This is a genomic window from Streptomyces sp. NPDC040622, assembly GCF_055593965.1.
The window spans coordinates 449,493-467,770 of sequence record NZ_JBVIXD010000006.1 but is presented as its reverse complement, the minus strand read 5'-3'; the positions used below and the strand labels follow the sequence as shown (position 1 = coordinate 467,770).

The 18,278-nt window shown below is 71.0% G+C and carries 14 protein-coding genes; 3 read left to right on the top strand and 11 right to left on the bottom strand.

The window, feature by feature from the left end; translation table 11 throughout:
* Window positions 1–159: 159 nt before the first annotated feature.
* On the top strand, window positions 160–1,845 hold the full coding sequence (locus ACZ592_RS19810; protein ID WP_471582860.1) for a sodium:solute symporter family protein: 1,686 nt from the start codon (window positions 160–162) through the stop codon (window positions 1,843–1,845).
* Window positions 1,846–1,868: 23 nt separating this feature from the next.
* Window positions 1,869–2,153 carry a hypothetical protein gene (locus ACZ592_RS19805; protein ID WP_471582859.1) on the top strand — a complete coding sequence of 95 codons (285 nt, stop codon included), beginning with the start codon at window positions 1,869–1,871 and terminating at the stop codon, window positions 2,151–2,153.
* A 34-nt stretch (window positions 2,154–2,187) separates the two neighbouring features.
* Here the strand turns inward: ACZ592_RS19805 and ACZ592_RS19800 are convergent, their stop codons facing one another.
* From ACZ592_RS19800 to rsmI, 11 genes are all read right to left on the bottom strand, one after another.
* Entirely contained in the window at window positions 2,188–2,928 is a 741-nt protein-coding gene (locus ACZ592_RS19800) for a helix-turn-helix transcriptional regulator (RefSeq protein ID WP_471582858.1), read from the bottom strand.
* 277 nt (window positions 2,929–3,205) lie between these two features.
* Window positions 3,206–5,080 (bottom strand): outer membrane protein assembly factor BamB family protein, encoded by a 1,875-nt coding sequence (locus ACZ592_RS19795; RefSeq protein ID WP_471582857.1) that lies wholly within the window; start codon window positions 5,078–5,080, stop codon window positions 3,206–3,208.
* A gap of 61 nt (window positions 5,081–5,141) precedes the next feature.
* Window positions 5,142–6,971, bottom strand: coding sequence for an outer membrane protein assembly factor BamB family protein (locus ACZ592_RS19790; RefSeq protein WP_471582856.1), 1,830 nt, complete (start codon window positions 6,969–6,971; stop codon window positions 5,142–5,144).
* Between the two features lie 169 nt (window positions 6,972–7,140).
* Window positions 7,141–8,958: an ABC-F family ATP-binding cassette domain-containing protein gene (locus ACZ592_RS19785; protein ID WP_471582855.1), complete on the bottom strand. Its 1,818-nt coding sequence runs from the start codon at window positions 8,956–8,958 to the stop codon at window positions 7,141–7,143.
* 100 nt (window positions 8,959–9,058) lie between these two features.
* Window positions 9,059–10,390: an acyltransferase family protein gene (locus ACZ592_RS19780; RefSeq protein WP_471582854.1), complete on the bottom strand. Its 1,332-nt coding sequence runs from the start codon at window positions 10,388–10,390 to the stop codon at window positions 9,059–9,061.
* 68 nt (window positions 10,391–10,458) lie between these two features.
* Window positions 10,459–11,346: a 4-(cytidine 5'-diphospho)-2-C-methyl-D-erythritol kinase gene (locus ACZ592_RS19775; RefSeq protein ID WP_471582853.1), complete on the bottom strand. Its 888-nt coding sequence runs from the start codon at window positions 11,344–11,346 to the stop codon at window positions 10,459–10,461.
* Window positions 11,343–12,209 carry a 16S rRNA (adenine(1518)-N(6)/adenine(1519)-N(6))-dimethyltransferase RsmA gene (rsmA, locus tag ACZ592_RS19770; protein WP_471582852.1) on the bottom strand — a complete coding sequence of 289 codons (867 nt, stop codon included), beginning with the start codon at window positions 12,207–12,209 and terminating at the stop codon, window positions 11,343–11,345. Before rsmA ends, ACZ592_RS19775 begins: the two co-directional genes overlap by 4 nt.
* Window positions 12,210–12,426: 217 nt before the next feature.
* Window positions 12,427–13,830, bottom strand: coding sequence for a ubiquitin-like domain-containing protein (locus ACZ592_RS19765; protein WP_471582851.1), 1,404 nt, complete (start codon window positions 13,828–13,830; stop codon window positions 12,427–12,429).
* Window positions 13,831–13,974: 144 nt separating this feature from the next.
* Window positions 13,975–14,850: a TatD family hydrolase gene (locus tag ACZ592_RS19760; protein WP_471582850.1), complete on the bottom strand. Its 876-nt coding sequence runs from the start codon at window positions 14,848–14,850 to the stop codon at window positions 13,975–13,977.
* A gap of 95 nt (window positions 14,851–14,945) precedes the next feature.
* Window positions 14,946–15,377: a hypothetical protein gene (locus ACZ592_RS19755; RefSeq protein ID WP_471582849.1), complete on the bottom strand. Its 432-nt coding sequence runs from the start codon at window positions 15,375–15,377 to the stop codon at window positions 14,946–14,948.
* Between the two features lie 198 nt (window positions 15,378–15,575).
* Window positions 15,576–16,472 (bottom strand): 16S rRNA (cytidine(1402)-2'-O)-methyltransferase, encoded by an 897-nt coding sequence (gene rsmI, locus ACZ592_RS19750; protein ID WP_471582848.1) that lies wholly within the window; start codon window positions 16,470–16,472, stop codon window positions 15,576–15,578.
* A gap of 62 nt (window positions 16,473–16,534) precedes the next feature.
* On the opposite strand from rsmI, the gene ACZ592_RS19745 reads away from it, so the two are divergent.
* Entirely contained in the window at window positions 16,535–18,274 is a 1,740-nt protein-coding gene (locus ACZ592_RS19745) for a dolichyl-phosphate-mannose--protein mannosyltransferase (protein ID WP_471582847.1), read from the top strand.
* Window positions 18,275–18,278 lie beyond the last annotated feature (4 nt).

Here is an 18,278-nt window from a genome sequence, read left to right as displayed (position 1 = left end):
CAGTCAATGGTCACGAGCCGTCAGGGCCTCCGCCGTGTCCTCACGGGCCACCTGGGGCTCGATCACAATCAAACAAAGAACACCAACAGAAGTCTTCAGTTATTGAAGCGAGGGGCGTAAGTTCCGGTCAGATCCGTTCGCGCAACGAAGCGAGTTCACATGCAGTCCCCCACACAAACCCTGGCCGAGGGGCTTCGGCTGCCCACCAACGGCCTCGACTACGCGATCCTGGCGATCTACTTCGCCGTGGTCCTCGGCATCGGCTTCGCCGCCCGGCGCTCGGTGAAGACCAGCCTCGACTTCTTCCTCTCGGGCCGTTCGCTGCCCGCCTGGGTCACCGGTCTCGCCTTCGTCGCCGCGAACCTGGGCGCCACCGAGATCCTCGGCATGGCCGCCACCGGCGCGCAGTACGGCGTCGCGGTCGTGCACTGGTACTGGATCGGCGCCATCCCGGCCATGGTCTTCCTCGGCCTGGTCATGATGCCGTTCTACTACCGCAGCAAGGTGCGCTCCGTCCCCGAGTTCCTGCTGCAGCGCTTCGACAAGTCGGCGCACCTGCTCAGCTCGGCGCTCTTCGCCTTCGCGGCGATACTCATCGCGGGCGTGAACCTCTACGCCCTGTCGATCGTCGTCGAGGCACTGCTCGGCTGGCCGCAGTGGGTGGCGATCGTGGTCGCCGGCCTGTTCGTGCTCGCGTACATCACCATCGGCGGCCTCTCCTCGGCGATCTACAACGAGGTGCTGCAGTTCTTCGTGATCCTCGCCGCGCTCATCCCGATCTGCGTCATCGGCCTGAAGAAGGTCGGCGGCTGGGACGGCCTGTCCGGCTCGATCGAGAAGCAGCACGGCGAGAACTTCATGACCGCCTGGGGCGGCACCGGCATCGGTGACGCCAACCCGCTCGGCGCGAACTGGCTGACGATCATCCTGGGCCTCGGCTTCGTGCTCTCCTTCGGCTACTGGACGACCAACTTCGCCGAGGTGCAGCGCGCGCTCTCCGCGAAGAACCTGAGCGCCGCCCAGCGCACCCCGCTGATCGCCGCCTTCCCGAAGATCTTCATCGTCTTCGCGGTGATGATCCCCGGCCTGGTCGCCGCCGTCCTCGTGCCGAAGATCGGCACCGCCGGGTCCGACCTGACGTACAACGACGCGATCCCGTACCTGATGCAGGAGTTGCTGCCCAACGGCGTGCTCGGCATCGCGGTCACCGGTCTGCTCGCCGCGTTCATGGCGGGCATGGCGGCGAACGTGTCCTCCTTCAACACCGTGTTCACGTACGACATCTGGGCCAAGTACGTGACCAAGGGCCGCGAGGACGCCTACTACTTGAAGTTCGGCCGGCTCATTACCGCTATCGGTGTGCTCGCCTCGATCGGCACGGCGTTCATCGCCTCGTCGTTCTCGAACATCATGAGCTACCTGCAGACGCTGTTCTCCTTCTTCAACGTCCCGATGTTCGTCGTGTTCATCATCGGCATGTTCTGGAAGCGCGCGTCGATGAAGTCCGGCGTCTGGGGTCTGCTCGCGGGCACCACCGCCGCGATGGTCAACTACTTCTGGATCTACAAGCAGGGCATCATCGACATCCCCTCCGACCAGGGCGCCAACTTCGTCTCGGCCATGGTCGGATTCGCCGCCGGAGCCGTCGTGATGGTGGCCGTCACCCTGTTCACCGCGCCCAAGCCGGAGGCCGAACTGGCCGGTCTGGTCTACGGGACGGTCTCGCCGGGCCTGGAGGACGACGGTGTCGAGGCGGGTGACGACGCCTGGTACCGCAAGCCGGCCCTGCTCGGCTGGGGCGCCGTCGTCCTCGCCGCCATCTGCTACGTCCCGTACTCGTTCTAGCCCCGATCGGAGGACCGAAGACCATGTCTGACCTGCACAAGGAAGTCTCCGACCTGGAGGCCAAGTCCGCGACGGCGGCCCGCCTCTTCGACATCAGGCGGATCATCGGCGGCCTGTTCGTCGTCTACGGCGTCATCGTGACGATCGCCGGCATCACCGCGTCCGACGCCGACCTGAAGAAGGCCGAGGACATCAACATCAACCTGTGGACGGGCCTCGCCATGCTCGCCCTCGGGCTCTTCTTCCTGGTGTGGCTGTGGCTGCGCCCGATGGTGGCGCCCGCGCCGCCGGCGCCCGAGGACGAGTGACCTCTCGCCCTCCCCGTCCGGCCCGGGGCCCGAGTCACCGCGGTGGCTCGGGCCCCGGTTCCGTCTGTGTCCCTTGGGGCAGGCTGCCGTTGTTCGCGTAGGCCGAAGCGGGCCGCTCGGCGCGCTCCAGCAGGCCCGTGCGCGCGGCGAGCGCGGCGGCCTCCAGCCGCGAGCCGACGCCCAGCTTCATCAGGACCCGCTGCACGTGCGTGCGCGCGGTGCTCGGGGCTATCCCCATCCCGGCGGCGATCAGCCGGGTGTCCTCGCCGTCCGCGACCCGCACCAGGACCTCGACCTCGCGGGGCGTCAGCATCTGCAGCAGCCGCTGGCCCTCGTCGTCGGGCTGCGCGGCCGGGTTGAGCAGTTCACTGAAGGCGCCCTGGAGCAACTGGGGCGCGACGGCGGCCTCCCCGGCGCGCGCCTTCATGATGGCGCGCTCCACTCCTTCGATGCGCTCGTCGTGGCGCACGTACCCGGAGGCGCCGGAGGCGAAGGCCGCGGCGATCCCGCGCGGGCTCGGCACGGGGCCGAGCACCACGACGGCCACCTGCGGGCGCTCCCGCTTGATCTTCACGACCGGGTCGAACATGCCCGGCTCGGCCGGGGTGGCCGTGCCCAGGAGGCAGACCTCCGGAGCCCTGCTGATGACCAGTTCCGCGGCGCCCGCGGCCGGCGCAGCGGCGGCGAGCACCCGGTGCCCGCGCAACTTCAAGGCCGAGGCGAGGGCCTCGGCGAGCAGCCGATGATCGTCGACCACCATGAGCCGCACACCCATAGCAACCCCCCACTTCCCCCACTGATCCACTGATTCCATCGGTCGCCGTGCACGCCTGCTCCCCATGGACCGCGGGCCCCCCGACCCTCCATCCCCCGGAAGCTACACGCTTGTTCGACGTTGCGCTCCCCTACCGGCCAGAAGCGGCCCGGAATGCCGAAATCCTGGCCATTCAGGGGCGTTGGGCGGAACCGGGTGGTAGACGAACGACGGCGGCCGTCCCTCTCGCCGTGCGAGAGGGACGGCCGCCGTAGGCCGGACCGGTGGCTGTCCGCGGCTACTTCGCCACGAAGCCGATCGCCACGTACTCCTTGTCGTCCTTCGAGAAGGGCTTGCTCAGGAGCTTCTTACCGAGGAACAAGTGCCCGTTGCCGTAGAGGAGTTCGTTGGACTTCGGGACCATGCCGCTGATCGCGTCGGTGACCGCCTCGGAGCCCGGGGTCTCCAGGAGCTTGGTCTCCTTCATCGTCTTGCCGTCGAGCGAGACGATCTGGGCGCCCTTCTGGTAGCTGTGCGCCTTGTACGCGATGACGTTGCCGCCGTCCATCCGGACCGGGAAGATCTCGCCGTTGTCGCCGGCGACCGCGCGGTCACTGGTCGGCTTGCCCGTGGCCAGCGAGAACGACACGATCTCGTTGGTGCGGTTGTAGCTCTCGCCGGTGCCGTCGTGCTGGCGCGTCGGGACGTACAGGCGGTCGTTGCCGACCGTGATCGCCCGGCAGTCGTTGACCATGTTGACGCCGCAGTCGTGGTCGTACTTCCCGTCCTCCAGCGAGATCTTCGTGCGCAGCTTGCCGTTGCTGCCGAGCGAGAAGACGTCGGTGACGCCGGAGGCGGTGATCTCGGTGGTGTCCTGGCCGAAGACGACCGGGTTCGTCGAGATGATCTTGGCGTTGTCGATGCCGTCGGCGAGCGGGTACGTCCACTCGTCGTCCCCGGTCTTGGGGTTCAGGAGCTGGACCTTCAGCTTGTAGTCGCCGTACGTGCCGCATTTGCGGACCGCGACGAGCTGGTCGCCACCCGCGTAGCCGACGTCCTCGCACTTGCCGACCTTGGGCTTCCACAGGGAGTTGCCCTTGACGTCCCAGGCGGCGCCGCCGCTGGAGGTGCCCGCGCCCGCGGCGATCGTGTCGCCGGAGATGGTGACTTCCTTGAACGTCGCCTTCACGCCGTTGGCCTCGGTGCTCTCGGTCCAGAGCTTCTTGCCGGACGTGAGGTCAATCGCGGAGACGTTGGTGCACTGCTGGTAGTCACCCTTCTTGTTCCGCTTGGCCTCCTCGGTGACGACCGCGACGATGCCGTCCTTGGTGACCTCGCGCGACATGGCGCAGGTCATGCCGGAGAGCGGGACCGTCCACTTCTTCTTGCCGGTGTCCGGGTCGTAGCCGTTGACCTCGTTGACGCCCGACTTGGCGTAGACGTCGTCGGTCAGGGCCGAGCCCGTGGCGTTCCAGATCTGGTCCTTGGGGACCTCGGGCTGGGGCAGCTGCATGAGGACCTTGGCCGAGGTGCTTGCCGGGGCCTTCTCCTTGGCCGAGCCCTGCTCGGGGAGGCCGCCGCCCTTCTCGCCGCCCTGCCCGCCCTTGCCGTTCTTCTCGCCGGAGCCCTGGGCCGTCGTCTTGGAGTCGTCGTCCTTCGACATCGCGTAGAAGACACCGCCGCCGACGATCAGGGCGATCGCGACGACCGCCGCGATGATGATCGTCATCTGGCTGCTGATCTTCTTGCCGCCACCGCCGCCGGGGGCCGCGGGCTGCGGCTGCGTCGGCATGGTGGGGGGCTGCTGATAGCCCTGCTGGTACTGCTGCTGGTAGGGCTGCTGATAGCCCTGCTGGTACTGCGGCTGCGCGGGCTGGGTCGGGTACCCGTAGCTCTGCGGGGGCTGCGGTGCCGGAGGTGCCTGCGGGTACCCGTACTGCGGCTGGCCCGCGGGGGGCGCCGGCGGGGCCGCGGGCGGCGGGGTCTGCGGCGGGCCCGGGGGTGCGGGCGGCGGAGCCTGCGGGGGCTGCGCGGGCGGGGGCGCCTGCGGGTAGCCGTACGACGGGTCCGGGGCCTTGCCGAAGCCGCCGGGCGGCGGGTCCTGCGGGGCGCCGAAGCCGCCCTGCGGGGGCTCGTTCGGCGGCTGCTGGGGTGGCTGGGGCGGCTGGGTCATGGCGAAGTCAATTCCTTGGGGACGAGAGCGGTCGAGCTGATGACTGGGCGGGGAGCGCGGGTCACTTGCCGTAGGCGAGCATCAGCTTCGCCTGGCCGGACGTGCTCATGATGTTGGTGGTCGAGATGTAGAAGCGCCCGTCCACGTAGTCGACGTCCTTCGAGTAGAAACCGCTCTCGATCTTTGACGTGCCCTTCGGGTTCTGCAGAAGGGTCTTGGGCCGGTGCGAACCGGACGTCCCGATGGAGACGACGCGGCCGCCGGAGTCGTAGGAGGGATTGACGTACGCGACGAGCGAGCCGTCCTCCACCTTCAGCGGGAGCATCGACTCGTCCGTCGGCGACTTGGCCCGCCAGACCTCCTTGCCGGTGGCGAGGCTGAACGCGACGATGCTGTTGGCGCCGCTCTTCTCGTCCGTCGGCAGGTAGAGGTTCTTGTCGTCGGCCGTCGCGCCCAGGCAGCCGTCCAGCTCACGGTCGAGGACCGACGTGCCGCACTCCGGGGCGAAGCCGTCCTTGCTGGTGACCTCGGAGCGGGTCTTGTCGCTGTTCTCCTCGAGCACCGAGACGTTCCACTGCTTCTTGTCCCCATTGGTGAGGTACACGACCGTGGGGCTCACCGAGTAGATCTTGCTGACCCGCCAGCCCTTGGGGAACTTCTTGGTCCACAGGGCGCGGCCGGTCTCGGGGTCGAGCTGCTGCAGCTCGTCGTGCTCCTTGGGCGTGCTCGCGCCGCAGGACAGCGCCATGAGCAGCTGCTTGCCGCCGGCGAACCCGTTGGGGAAGCAGGTGCCCTCGTCCTTCTTGTCCGCGACGTAGAGCTTCTTGCCGTCGCTCATGCGCAGCGCCGTGCCGGACTGGTCGCGGCCGACCATCAGCACGTCACCGACGAGGACCAGGTTGCTCTGCATGGCGAAGTCGAAGAGGCCCTCCGACTTGACCGGCTTGCCCCAGCCCTTGGCGCCCGTCTTCAGGTCGACGACCTGGAGCTGGTTGCACTTGGCGTCGCTCTTGGTGCCCTGCTTGAACGCGACGACGATCTTGCCGTCGTCGGTGGCCGTCCGGGTCGCCGCGCAGATCTTCTGCGGGAACTCGATGGGCTTCCAGGCGGTCTTGCCGCTGTCCACGTGGTACGCGAGGAGCTGCTTGTACGCGGCCTTGACCGCGATGCCGTCCTTGATCCACATGCCCGGGGCGTCGCCGCCGGAGCCGGGGACCTTGGGGGCCTCCTTGTACCAGAGGACCTTCGACTCACCGGCCTGGCGGCCCGCGTTGAGGTCTTCCTCGCCGTCGTAGCCGTCACCGGCGCCCGTGCCCGGGTTGGCCGGGGCGGAGGCGGACGGCTTGGGGTCCTTGTTCTTCGCCTCGGGCTTCTTCTTCTCGTCGTCACCGCCGCCGACGACGGCATAGGTGACACCGCCCGCGACGAGCAGCGCGGCCACCGCGGCGGCGACGATCACGATGAGCTTCTTGCGCTTGCCGTCACCGCCGGGCGGGGTGCCGGGCCCCGCGGGGAACTGCGGCTGCGTGGGCGGCTGCGGATAGCCGTACTGCGGCTGGTTTCCGTAGGGTCCGCTCTGCGTCGGCTGACTGTAGGGACCCGGCTGCTGGGGCTGGGTTCCGTAGGGCCCTGCCTGCTGCGGCTGTCCGTACGGGCCCGGCTGCTGGGGCTGTCCGTAGGGCTGGGCGGGCTGCGTGGGCTGTCCGTACGGGCCCGGCACGGGCGGCGGGGCCTGCGGATAGCCGTACCCCGGCTGGGGCTGACCCGGCTGGGGTGCCGCGGGCGGCGGTGGCTGCTGCGGCGGGCCGGGTGGCTGCTGCGCGCCTCCCTGCCGTGGATCCTGCGGAGCTCCGAAGCCGCCGGACGGCGGCTGGTTGGGCGGCTGAGTCATCAGCGCTTCCCCCTTCACTGATTTTCGGCACGCCAATGGGTGCTTTCAGGTCAGCCTTTCTATCACCCTGGCCCCGTACCACACGGGGCCGGTCCATCCCCTGTTCCCAAGGGAGGACCGGCCCGTGATGCGCCCGTTACGCGAGTTCCACGAGAGCTCTACGTGAGCTCTACGCGTCTTCCGCGAGCTCCAGCCAGCGCATCTCCAACTCCTCGCGCTGCCCGATCAGTTCGCGGAGCTCGGCGTCCAGTTTCGCCACCTTTTCGAAGTCCGTGGCGTTGTCGGCGATTTGGGTGTGGAGCTTGGTCTCCTTCTCGGAGACCTTGTCCAGCTGCCGCTCGATCTTCTGGAGCTCCTTCTTGGCGGCACGGGCGTCCGCGGCGGAGACGGTCCTGCCCGCGTCGGCCCGCACGGGCGCGGACTGCGCGGGGGCCGGGCCGCCCGCGGTCTCGGCCATCCGCCGCCTGCGCTCCAGGTACTCGTCGATGCCGCGCGGCAGCATCCGCATCGTGGCGTCGCCCAGAAGCGCGAACACCTTGTCCGTCGTGCGCTCGACGAAGAACCGGTCGTGGGAGATCACGACCATGGAGCCGGGCCACCCGTCGAGCACGTCCTCCAGCTGGGTGAGCGTCTCGATGTCGAGGTCGTTGGTCGGCTCGTCGAGGAAGAGGACGTTCGGCTCGTCCATCAGGAGCCGAAGCAGCTGCAGCCTGCGCCGCTCACCGCCGGAGAGGTCGCCGACCGGCGTCCACTGCTTCTCCTTGCTGAACCCGAACGTCTCGCAGAGCTGCCCCGCGGTCATCTCCCGGCCCTTGCCGAGATCGACGCGCTCGCGCACCTGCTGCACGGCCTCCAGGACCCGCAGCGTCGGCTTCAGCTCGGCGACCTCCTGCGAGAGGTAGGCGAGCTTCACGGTCCTGCCGACCACGATCTTGCCGCCCGCGGGCTGCACGTCGCCCTCACTGCGCGCGGCGTCGGCCATGGCGCGCAGCAGCGAGGTCTTGCCCGCGCCGTTCACCCCGACCAGGCCGATGCGGTCGCCGGGGCCGAGCTGCCAGGTCAGGTGCTCCAGGAGCCGCTTGGGCCCGGCCTGGACGGACACGTCCTCCAGGTCGAAGACGGTCTTGCCGAGCCGGGTCGTCGCGAACTTCATCAGCTCGCTGGTGTCGCGCGGCGGCGGCACGTCGGCGATCAGTTCGTTGGCGGCCTCGATGCGGAACTTCGGCTTGCTGGTGCGGGCCGGGGCGCCGCGGCGCAGCCAGGCCAGCTCCTTGCGCATCAGGTTCTGCCGCTTGGTCTCCTCGGTGGCGGCGATGCGCTCGCGCTCGGCGCGCGCGAAGACGTAGTCGGAGTACCCGCCCTCGTACTCGAAGACGGACCCGCGCTGCACGTCCCACATGCGGGTGCACACCTGGTCGAGGAACCAGCGGTCGTGCGTCACGCAGACGAGCGCCGAGCGGCGCGTGCGCAGGTGCTCGGCCAGCCAGGAGATGCCTTCCACGTCGAGGTGGTTGGTCGGCTCGTCGAGGACGATCAGGTCCTGCTCGGCGATGAGCAGTTTGGCCAGCGCGATGCGGCGCCGCTCGCCGCCGGACAGCGGCCCGATGACGGTGTCGAGGCCCTGCGGGAACCCCGGCATGTCGAGCCCGCCGAACAGCCCGGTCAGCACGTCCCTGATCTTGGCGCTGCCCGCCCACTCGTGGTCGGCGAGATCGCCGATGACCTCGTGGCGGACGGTGGCGGCCGAGTCGAGTGAGTCGTGCTGGGTGAGCACGCCGAGCCGCAGCCCGCCGTTGTGCGTGACGCGTCCGGTGTCCGCGTCCTCCAGCTTGGCGAGCATCCGGATCAGGGTGGTCTTCCCGTCGCCGTTGCGCCCCACGACGCCGATCCTGTCCCCCTCGGACACGCCGAGGGAGACGCCGTCGAGCAGGGCACGGGTGCCGTACACCTTGCTGACTGCCTCGACATTGACCAGATTGACGGCCATTTCTCTCCTGACAAGGGGGATCGATCGATCCTCCAGCGTAGTCGCCCGCGCGCCGTCTCCTTCCGGCCGCTCGGGGCGGGCCGGCCCGGCCCGGCACCGCCTACCCCCGCGAGCGCCCCGCCCGCTCCACGAGCAGCCACCCCGCGAGGGCCGTCGCGACCGCCGCCGGCGCCGTCACGTGGACGGCGACGAGCAGCGCGGTACGCCCTTGGAGGAGCCCGCCGAAGCCGACCGTCGAAAGCCCGAGCACCCCGAACAGGCAGAGCACGACCCCGACCGCGGCGGCGGGCCCGGAGGCCGCGCCGGGGGTGCCCGCCGCCCGCGGCGGGCCGGGCCGCTCGAAGCGCCGGAAGACGCCGACGAGCACGGCCGTCAGGGCCGCGGCCGCCACCATCCGTACGGGCACCTGCGCCCACCAGGCCCCCGAGGCGGGCGCGGGCAGCGGAACACCGAGGCCGATGAGCACCCCGTACACCCCGAGCATCGCCGTCAGGTGCCAGAGGAACGCCGTCATGGAGATGCCGTTCGCCGCCACCACCCCGCGCCACACGCGCGGCCTCTCCAGCCACCGCGTCGCCGGGCCGCGCAGCAGCTCGACGGCGCCGACCAGCCACATGCCGTGGCACAGGAGGGCGAAGGTGGGCGGTGCCATGTTCGAGACGCGCTCGCCGGGCATGCCGACCATGGAGAGCGGATACGGCCCGAGCGCCACGAGCAGGACGGCGCCCGTCAGCCCCGCCCCGGCCAGCACGTGCGGCCTGCGCAGCCTGCCGTCCGCGCCGAGGAAACCCAGCTGGTGCACGGCGAGCCAGACGAAGGCGAAGTTCAGGAACTCCAGGTACGGCACGCCGTACGCGAAGCGCGCCAGGTCCACCGCGCCCGCCGCCGCCACGAGCGCGCCGAACGCGCCCCAGCCCCACCGTTCGTGCAGCCGCAGCAGCGGCGGGGTGCAGGCGACCATCGCCAGGTAGACGCCGATGAACCAGAGCGGCTGGGCGACGAGCCGCAGCGCGACATCGAGCGGCCCGCCGCCGAGCCCGCCGAGCTGGAGGACGAGCGCGCCCGCTCCCCACACCCCGATGAACACCATGGTGGGCCGCAGCAGCCGCTGGAGCCGGGCCCGCAGGAAGACCGAGTAGACCGGACGCCCCTCGGCGCGACGGCTCGACGAGCGGTAGGACAGCGCGTGCGAGAACCCGCCGACGAAGAAGAAGACCGGCATGATCTGCAGCACCCACGTGAGGACCTGCAGATCCGGCACGACGGCGAGGAGGTTGCCGGCCTCGGCGTGACCGTCGGCGCCGACGGTCACGGCCGCCATCAGCCAGTGGCCGAGGACGACCGTGCCGAGCGAGGCGACCCGCAGCAGGTCGATGTACCGGTCACGCCCGGCGGGCGTGCGCGCGGCCAGTTCACGAACGCTTGATCCCATGAACGTACGGTCGCGCGCGATGGCACCCCCGCATCACCGTCCCCGTACTCAGATACGTACCTGAGTACTCAGACGATCCGGGCGCCCGGCGCGGGCGACGCGGCGACGCGGGCGGCGCGGCAGGTCCCGGAGGCGAGCAGGGCGTCGGCGACGCGCCCGGCGGACGCGGCGTCACGCGCGAGGAACGCGGTGGTCGGCCCCGAGCCGGAGACCAGCGCGGCGAGCGCGCCGGCCGCCCTGCCGGCCGCGAGGGTCTCGTGGAGCGCGGGAAAGAGGGAGAGGGCGGCGGGCTGCAGGTCGTTCGAGACGGCGCGGGCCAGGGCGTCCGCGTCGCCGGTGCGCAGCGCGTCGAGGAGAGCGGGCGAGGGCTCGGGCACGGGAGCGGCGGGCGTCAGCCGGTCGAACTCGCGATACACGGCCGGCGTGGAGAGCCCCCCGTCGGCGACGGCGAACACCCAGTGAAATTCCCCCCCGACCGCCAGGGGCTCCAGCTTCTCCCCCCGCCCGGTCCCGAGCGCGGCACCACCGACGAGGCTGAACGGCACATCGCTGCCCAACTCGGCGCAGATCTCCAGCAGTTCACTCCGGGACGCCCCGGTTCCCCACAGCGCGTCGCACGCCACGAGGGCACCCGCACCGTCCGCGCTGCCACCGGCCATGCCACCGGCGACGGGAATGTCCTTGGCGATGTGGATGTGCACGTCGGGCGCGCGGCCGTACCGCGCGGCGAGCATCTCGACGGCACGGGCGGCCAAGTTCGTACGGTCCAGCGGAACCTGACCGGCACCGGCCCCCTCACACGTCACCCGCAGCTGCTGCGCGGGAGCCACGGTCACCTCGTCGTGGAGACCGACGGCGAGAAAGACGTTGGCGAGGTCGTGGAAGCCGTCGGCGCGGGCCGCGCCCACCGCGAGCTGCACGTTGACCTTCGCGGGAACCCGCACCGTCACGCTCACGCGCCGGCCTCCTTGTGCTCGGCGATCCGCGCGAACTCCTCCACGGTCAGGGCCTCGCCGCGCGCCTGGGGCGAGACCCCGGCGGCGACGAGCGCGGCCTCGGCCGCCGCCGCGGACCCCGCCCACCCGGACAGGGCGGCCCGCAGGGTCTTCCTGCGCTGCGCGAAGGCCGCGTCGACGACGGCGAACACCTCGCGCTTGGTCGCGGTGGTCTTCACCGGCTCGGCACGGCGCACCAGCGAGACCAGCCCCGAGTCGACGTTGGGTGCGGGCCAGAAGACGTTGCGTCCGATGGACCCGGCGCGCTTCACGTCCGCGTACCAGGCGGCCTTCACGGACGGCACCCCGTACACCCGCGACCCCGGCCCCGCGGCGAGCCGGTCGGCGACCTCCGCCTGCACCATCACGAGCGTGCGCTCGATGGTCGGGAAGGTGTCGAGCATGTGCAGCAGCACGGGGACGGCCACGTTGTACGGGAGGTTCGCGACCAGCGCGGTCGGGGCGGGGCCCGGCAGCTCCCGTACGAGCATGGCGTCGCTGTGCACCAGCGCGAAGGAGCCGGCCTTCCGCGGAAGGCGGGCCTCCACGGTGGCGGGCAGGGCCGCGGCGAGCGTGTCGTCGATCTCGACGGCGGTGACCCGGTCGGCGCTCTCCAGCAGGGCCAGGGTCAGGGACCCGAGCCCCGGGCCGACCTCGACGACGACGTCGTCCGGGCGGACCTCCGCGGTGCGGACGATGCGCCGCACGGTGTTGGCGTCGATGACGAAGTTCTGGCCGCGCTGCTTGGTGGGGCGTACGCCCAGGGCAGCGGCCAGTTCGCGGATGTCGGCGGGGCCGAGGAGGGCGCCGTGCTCAGTGCTCACCGCACCAGATTACGGGGACGGGACCCTGGGCCTCGAACCGTCCCGGGTGGGTGGGTTCCTCCCCGCGTGGGCGGGTGCGGGTGCGTCGTGACGGGTCGCGCGGTTCCCCGCGCCCCTGAGGCACTCGCCCCTGCGGGGCTTGTCCGCCACGGATGACCGGCAGCCGCACGCGACCCCGCCCCGCGAGACGGACCCGGGGCGCGGGGACCGCGAGCCGCTACAGGCGGCTGCCGCAGTGGGGCCATGGGCTCGCGCCCCGCTGCACGTACAGCTTCTTCGCGCGGAACGTCTGTTCCGTGGCGGAGGCGTCCTGCGGGCGCCCCGAGCCCCCCAGCCCCTGCCACGTCCGCGTATCGAACTGGTACAGCCCCCCGTACGTGCCGGACGCGTCCACCGCCCCGGGCCGCCCCCCGGACTCGCAGTGCGCGAGCGAGCCCCAGTTGAGATCGTCCGCCCCGGCCACCGACGACGGCATCTGCTTCGTGCCGACCTTCACGATCCGCCGCTGCGGCTCCCGCACCACCTCGGACCTGACCCTGCGCGGCTTCTGCTTCACCCCGTTGACGGTCCGCACCGAGTACGCGACCCGCCGCACGCCCTGCCGCCCGGCCTGCGCCACGACCTCCGTGCCGCGGAACAGCGACGGATCGTCCCGCTTCTCCACGTCGAACGGGATCGCCTCCTCCCGCACCTCCTTGGTACCGGTGATCCGCATGACGGTGACGGTCTGCCCGTCGCGCGGAAAGCTGCCGGGCGCGACGGACGTGGTGTCCTGCCCGCGCAGGGTCACCCCGGACTCGGCGACGGCCTCCCGCACGGTCGCCGCGTTCGTGCGGATGGTCCGCTCCCGCCCGTCGGCCATGATCGTGACGGTGCGTTCCGTACGGACGTCCAGGTCGAGCCCGTCCCGGTCGATGCGGCGGCTGCGCGAGGCCGACAGGTGCGCGCCCTCCGCGCGGACACCGAGCTGGCGCAGCGCGCCGTCCACCGTGCGCGCCGTGGTCCACACCTTGCGCCGCTGCCCGTCGAGGGTGAGGTGGACGGGCCGCCCGTAGCGGACGGCGATCTCGTCGCCGCTGGCGAGGGTGGTGGCGGACGCGGGCGCGACGATGTCGTGGGTGCCGACGTCCACGCCCTCGTCGGCGAGGAGCTCGCCGACGTCGTCCGCGAAGGTGTGCAGGGTGCGCGGCTTGCCGTCGACGATGAGCTCGACGGCCTTGTCGTTGGCGACGAAGGCGGACGTGCCGCCCGCGAGGAAGGCGACGACGAGGGCCTGCGGCAGCAGCCTGCGCATCGCGTCCGGCCGCTCGGGAGCGGCGGAGGCACGGTTCGCCTTCTTGCGGCGCGCGGCACGCCGGGCCCCGGCCCGCCCGGGGTCGGAGGGCCCGGACGCCTGCCGGGGAAAGGGGTCACAGGCCGCGCCGACCTCGTACGACGGCTCGCACACCGTCTCCGCCTCGCCCCCCGGCCCCTGCCCCGGATCCGGATCCCCCTCCGGGTACGAGGAGTACGACACCACGTACGACGGCTCGTACGTCTCGTAGGACGGCTCGTAAGGCGGCTCGTACGGCAGCACATACGTCTCGTACGTCTCATACGTCTCGTACTGAGAATTGCTCACGACGACGCTCCAGGGGTCCGTACCGGGCGCACAGAACCTAGCGGAGCGTTCGTCACTCTCCAAAGCAGCGCGGCTACGCTGTGTCGCCGCATTGACCCGAGCTGCTCCCGAGAGGGCGTCGGAGGGCTCCGACGGCGTTATCGGTCAGTAAGCAAACGCGCGAGCGGTGTTCGCGGAGACGGCCGTGGCCATGGCGTCCTCGTCGATGCCGCGGATTTCGGCCATGGCGCGCAGCGTGACCGGAATGAGATACGGGGCGTTAGGCCGTCCGCGGTAGGGCGCGGGCGTGAGGAAGGGCGCGTCGGTCTCCACGAGGACGAGTTCGAGCGGGGCGACGGCCAGCGCGTCCCGCAGGTGCTGCGCGTTCTTGAACGTCACGTTGCCCGCGAAGGACATGAAGTAGCCGTGTTCGGCGCAGATTTGGGCCATCGCCGCGTCGCCGGAGTAGCAGTGGAAGACGGTGCGTTCGGGCGCGCCCTCTTCCTTCAGGACGCGCAGCACGTCGTCGTGGGCCTCGCGATCGTGGATGACGAGGGCCTTGCCGTGCCGCTTGGCGATCTCGATGTGGGCGCGGAAGGACCGCTCCTGGGCGGCCATGCCCTCGGGACCGGTGCGGAAGCGGTCGAGGCCGGTCTCGCCGACGCCACGTACGTGCGGGAGCGCGGCGAGCCGGTCGATCTCGGCGAGCGCCTCGTCCAGAGCGGCGTCGCCGCCCGGCTCGCGCGCGCCCTGCCGGGACCATCCGTCGGGGTCGCCGAGGACGATGCGGGGCGCTTCGTTGGGGTGGAGGGCGACGGCGGCGTGCACGCCGTCGTGCGCGGCGGCGGTCTCGGCCGCCCACCGGGACCCGCGTACGTCGCAGCCGACCTGCACGACGGTGGTGACGCCCACGGCCGCGGCCTTGGCGAGGCCTTCCTCCACGGTGCCCGACTGCATGTCGAGGTGGGTGTGGGAGTCGGCGACCGCGACCCGCAGAGGCTCGGGCGGGGGCGGCGGGACGTCGGCGTTCTTCGAAGGCATGCCTCGATCCTACGAAGGCGCGGCCCCGGGAAGGCGCGGGCCCTCGAAGGACGGGCGGGCCCGCGGGGGGCGACCCCCGGCGGCCCTCGGTGACGTCAGTGCGCCTTGCGGTGCTGGAAGGGGTGCAGGAGGTCGGAGAGGTGCCAGTGATGGTCCTTGCCGGCGCCGTCGGCGCTGCCGGCCGTGTCAGCTGTGTCGGCGGTTTCGGCGGTGTCGCCGCCACCGGCCACGTGCCTGCCCTGATGCTGTCGGCGCATCATGTCGAGCACCGAGGACACCTGTCCGGCCCGCATGATCCGCACGACGTTGCCACCGCAGTTCAGGCACGTGGGGCGGGTCAGCGGTGACGGCACGCGCTGCCCGTCCGCCAGGTACGTCACGAACTCGTGGCCCTTGGCGTCCACGTGGTGCTCTATCTCGTAGGACTGCTCCCAGCCGTGCCCGCAGCGCATGCAGGCAAAGGCGTACGACTCGTGAACGACATGTATCGCCGTGGTGGGGTGGCCGGTGTCTGCGATCTCACTCATGCCAGCTGCTCCTCTTGCCCGAGGGACAAGCGCTACCGGAGTCCGGGAGCTGCCCCGGAACGGAAGCGTGGGGACGGGTGCGTCCCTTCAACCAGTGGACGCCTTTCCCGGAGCGAGCGCATCAGACCTGTCGAGCGTTGGAGCCGTTTTGGCCTTTCCATAGGAAAGAGGCCTGGTGCGGGGCCCGCGCTTTGCCTTTCACGATAGTCCTTTGCCTGCCGATGGGCCGCCCCGATCCGCATTCTTTGCCGCCACGACGGCATCGAAGACCTCGCGTTTGGGAAGCCCCGCCTCGGCGGCGACCGCAGCGATGGCCTCCTTGCGTCGCTCGCCCGCCTCCTCGCGCACCCGCACCCTGCGCACCAGCTCGTCGGGGCCCAGTTCGTCGGCGCTCTTCTCGGGGGCGCCCTCGACGACGACGGTGATCTCGCCGCGTACGCCGTCGGCGGCCCATTCGGCGAGTTCCTTCAGCGAACCGCGCTTGACCTCTTCGTACGTCTTGGTCAGCTCGCGGCAGACCGCGGCCCTGCGCTCCTCGCCGAACGCCTCGGCCATCGCGGCGAGGGTGTCGTCGATGCGGTGCGGGGCCTCGAAGTAGACGAGGGTGCGCCGGTCCTCGGCGACGTCCCGCAGCCGCGAGAGGCGCTCGCCCGCCTTGCGCGGCAGGAAGCCCTCGAAGCAGAACCGGTCCACGGGCAGCCCCGAGAGAGCGAGCGCGGTCAGCACGGCGGAGGGGCCCGGCACGGCGGTCACGCGCACGTCCCGCTCCACGGCGGCGGCGACGAGCCGGTAGCCGGGGTCGGAGACGGACGGCATCCCCGCGTCCGTGACGAGCAACACCCGCGCGCCGCCCACCAGCGCCTCGACCAGCTCGGGCGTGCGCGCCGACTCGTTGCCCTCGAAGTACGACACGACACGGCCGCCGACCTGCACGCCGAGCGCCTGGGTGAGCCGGCGAAGGCGCCGGGTGTCCTCGGCGGCGACGACGTCGGCCTTCGCCAGCTCGGCGGCGAGCCGCGGCGGGGCGTCGGCGACGTCGCCGATGGGGGTGCCTGCCAGCACCAGGGTTCCGGTGGATTCAGCGCTTCCTGTCACGGTTCCATCCTCGCAGGGGCTGGGGGCGGGACTCGCACAGTCTGGTTCCCTACGATGGCGCGGTGACCAGTACCGCGTCTTCCCCGGACACCCGCGAGGGCCAGGCGGCCGAGGAGCAGCAGCCCTCCTGGCAGCGGCGGCTGCGCCGATTCGGCCATGCGGATCGGCCCAGAGCGGACGTCGGGGCGCGCCTGGTGCCCGCGTACACGGAGCCCGGCCCCCGCCTGTGGATGACGCTCGGCCTGTCGAAGTCCGCCGCCGGTCAGGTGGTGCGGTGGTCCGGCTGGGTGGGTCCGCTGCTGATCACGCTGGTCGCCGGGCTGACCCGGTTCTGGAATCTCGGCAGCCCCAAGGCCGTGATATTCGACGAGACGTATTACGCGAAGGATTCCTGGGCGCTCATCCACCGCGGCTTCGAGGTCAACTGGCCGGAGAAGATCAACGACGACGTCCTGCGGCAGGGCAGCGACATCGCGATCCCGCACGACGCGGCGTACGTGGTGCATCCGCCGGTCGGCAAGTACGTGATCGGCGTCGGCGAATGGCTGTTCGGCTTCGATCCGTTCGGCTGGCGGTTCATGACGGCGGTGCTCGGCACGCTGTCGGTGCTGATGCTGTGCCGGATCGGGCGGCGGATGTTCCGCTCGACGTTCCTGGGGTGTCTGGCGGGCGGGCTGCTCGCGGTCGACGGCCTGCACTTCGTGATGAGCAGGACGGCGCTGCTCGACCAGGTCCTGATGTTCTTCGTGCTGGCCGCCTTCGGCTGCTTCCTGATCGACCGGGACAAGGCGCGGGCACGGCTGGCGGCGGCGCTGCCGAGGGACGACGAAGGACGCATCCGCCCCGACGCGCACGTGGCGAGGACGGCCCGCCTGGGGTGGCGGCCGTGGCGGTGGGCGGCCGGGCTCTGCCTGGGGCTCGCCTTCGGCACCAAGTGGAACGGCCTGTACGTGATGGTCTTCCTCTGCCTGATGACGGTCCTCTGGGACGTGGGCGCGCGCCGGGTGGCCGGCGCGGTCCGGCCCTACCGGGCGGTGCTGCGGCGGGACGTGCTCCCGGCGTTCGTGTCGACGGTGCCGGTGGCGCTCGGCACGTACGTCCTGTCGTGGCTCGGCTGGATCCTCTCGCCGGCCGACGGCTCAGGCGGCTACTACCGCAACTGGGCGGCGACCGAGGGCAAGGGCGGTGACTGGACGTGGCTGCCGGACTGGGTGCGCAGCCTGTGGCACTACGAGCACGCGGTCTACGAGTTCCACGTGGGCCTGTCCTCGCCGCACACCTACCAGTCCAACCCGTGGAGCTGGATCGTCGACGGCCGCCCCGTCTCCTACTTCTACGAGTCGCCGCTGCCCGGCAAGGACGGCTGCCCCTCGGACACCACGGAGAAGTGCGCCCGCGAGGTCCTCGCGCTCGGCACGCCGGTGCTGTGGTGGGCGGCCGGGTTCGCGCTGCTGTACGTGCTGTGGCGGTGGGCGTTCCGCCGCGACTGGCGGGCGGGCGCGATCCTGTGCGGCGTGGTGGCGGGCTATCTGCCCTGGTTCTTCTACCAGGAGCGGACGATCTTCTACTTCTACGCGGTCGTCTTCGTGCCGTTCCTGTGTCTGGCGGTGGCGATGCTGATCGGCGCGCTGCTCGGCCCGCCGGGGTCGAGCGAACGGCGCCGTCTCGTGGGCGCGGCGGGCTCGGGCGTTCTCGTGCTCCTCATCCTGTGGAACTTCGTCTACTTCTGGCCGATCCACACCGGCACCGCGATTCCGATCGATTCGTGGCGGTCCCGGATGTGGCTGGATACATGGGTGTAATGGG

Coding starts and splice junctions, on each gene's coding strand:
- ACZ592_RS19780 (WP_471582854.1), bottom strand. CDS start 10,390: ATGGGATCAAGCGTTCGTGAACTGGCCGCGCGCACGCCCGCCGGGCGT.
- ACZ592_RS19810 (WP_471582860.1), top strand. CDS start 160: ATGCAGTCCCCCACACAAACCCTGGCCGAGGGGCTTCGGCTGCCCACC.
- ACZ592_RS19785 (WP_471582855.1), bottom strand. CDS start 8,958: ATGGCCGTCAATCTGGTCAATGTCGAGGCAGTCAGCAAGGTGTACGGC.
- ACZ592_RS19795 (WP_471582857.1), bottom strand. CDS start 5,080: ATGACCCAGCCGCCCCAGCCACCCCAGCAGCCGCCGAACGAGCCCCCG.
- ACZ592_RS19790 (WP_471582856.1), bottom strand. CDS start 6,971: ATGACTCAGCCGCCCAACCAGCCGCCGTCCGGCGGCTTCGGAGCTCCG.
- ACZ592_RS19760 (WP_471582850.1), bottom strand. CDS start 14,850: ATGCCTTCGAAGAACGCCGACGTCCCGCCGCCCCCGCCCGAGCCTCTG.
- ACZ592_RS19800 (WP_471582858.1), bottom strand. CDS start 2,928: ATGGGTGTGCGGCTCATGGTGGTCGACGATCATCGGCTGCTCGCCGAG.
- ACZ592_RS19805 (WP_471582859.1), top strand. CDS start 1,869: ATGTCTGACCTGCACAAGGAAGTCTCCGACCTGGAGGCCAAGTCCGCG.
- ACZ592_RS19755 (WP_471582849.1), bottom strand. CDS start 15,377: ATGAGTGAGATCGCAGACACCGGCCACCCCACCACGGCGATACATGTC.